The organism is Nonomuraea sp. NPDC059194, assembly GCF_042754765.1.
Lineage (GTDB): Bacteria > Actinomycetota > Actinomycetes > Streptosporangiales > Streptosporangiaceae > Nonomuraea.
This window is the reverse complement of record NZ_JBHZBH010000117.1, coordinates 1-1,506: the sequence shown is the minus strand read 5'-3', so window position 1 is coordinate 1,506 and position 1,506 is coordinate 1. Positions and strand designations below refer to the sequence as shown.

The 1,506-nt window shown below is 68.9% G+C and carries 1 protein-coding gene; it reads left to right on the top strand.

The genetic code is table 11. The features are described from left to right. Positions 1-238: 238 nt before the first annotated feature. Complete coding sequence (locus ACFXJ8_RS44055) at positions 239-1,477, top strand: IS110 family transposase (protein ID WP_379651545.1); 1,239 nt, start codon at positions 239-241, stop codon at positions 1,475-1,477. Positions 1,478-1,506: the final 29 nt, after the last annotated feature.

The following is a 1,506-nucleotide window of genomic DNA, read 5'->3' as shown; positions in this document are numbered from 1 at the left end:
CCTCCTAATGAGTCTTAGGAGCAGGCCATCCGGCAGACTCCATGGTGGATAGCGGCCGCCGGTGGGTGAGCACTCGGTCCTCCTGGGCGTTGAGTCCTTGACGAAGATCGTGCCCCTGCTGGTAGGTCGGGAGAGTTGATCGCTGCTGGGATGTCGTGCCTGCCCGTCGTGGGGATGAGCACTGTTTCATTAGGTCGCCGATGGTTCTCCCGCAGGTTGCTGACCGGCGATGGCGGAGATGGGAGAGACGTTGCGACTGTTCGTCGGCGATGACTGGGCCGAGACGCACCACGACGTGGAGCTGATGGATGTCTCGGGCCGCAGACTGGCCAAGGCGCGGCTTGCGGAGGGCGTGGCAGGCATGGCCCGGCTGCACGCCCTGATCGGCCAGCACCTCGGGGACGATCCCGAGGACGCCGAGGTGATCGTGGGGATCGAGACCGACCGCGGCCCGTGGGTGCGGGCGCTGGTGGCCGCGGGGTACGCGGTGTACGCGGTCAACCCGCTGCAGGCCGCCCGCTACCGGGAACGGCTGGCGGTCTCGGGCGCCAAGAGCGATGCGGCCGACGCGCACATGCTGGCCGACATGGTCCGCACCGACGCCCACCAGTTGCGCCCGGTGGCCGGGGACAGCGGCCTGGCAGAGGCGATCAAGGTCGTCACCCGGACCCACAAGACCCTGATCTGGGATCGCACCCGCCATGCCCAGCGGTTGCGGCACGCGCTGCGCGACTACTTCCCCGCCGCTCTGGACGCCTTCGAGGACCTGGATGCCCCCGAGGCGCTGGAACTGCTGGCCAAGGCTCCCGACCCGGCCGCGGCGGCCAAGCTGACCATCAGTCAGATCGCCGCCGCGCTCAAACGCGCCCACCGCCGGGGCGATCTGACCGAGCGAGCCGCCCGGATCCAGGCCGCGTTGCGCGCCGAGCACCTGGGCCAGCCGCCGGTGGTGACGGCCGCCTACGCCGTCACCACCCGCGCCCTGACGAGCATCCTGGCCACCTTGAACGAGCAGGTCGCCGCCCTGCACAAGGAGGTCGAGGCGCATTTTGGCCTGCACCCGGCCGCTGAGATCATCACCTCCCAGCCCGGCCTGGGACCGATCCTCGGCGCCCGGGTGCTCGCAGAGTTCGGCGACGACCCCGACCGCTACACCTCCGCCAAGGCCCGCAAGAACTACGCCGGCACCAGCCCGATCACCCGCGCCTCGGGCAAGAAGAAGGTCGTCGCGGCCCGCTTCGTGCACAACGACCGCCTTATCGACGCTCTCATGGCCCAGGCGTCCAATGCCATCAATGCCTCGCCCGGCGCTCGCGCGTACTACGACAAACAACGTGCCCGCGACATCGACTACAACGCCGCGCTGCGCCAGGTAGCCAATCGACTGGTCGGTATCCTGCACGGCTGCCTCAAGAGCGGCACCCTCTACGACGAGGCGACCGCTTGGTCCCACCATGCCCAAGAGGCTGCTGCTTGACATCAAAGCTCCTGGGATGTCTTCGTCGG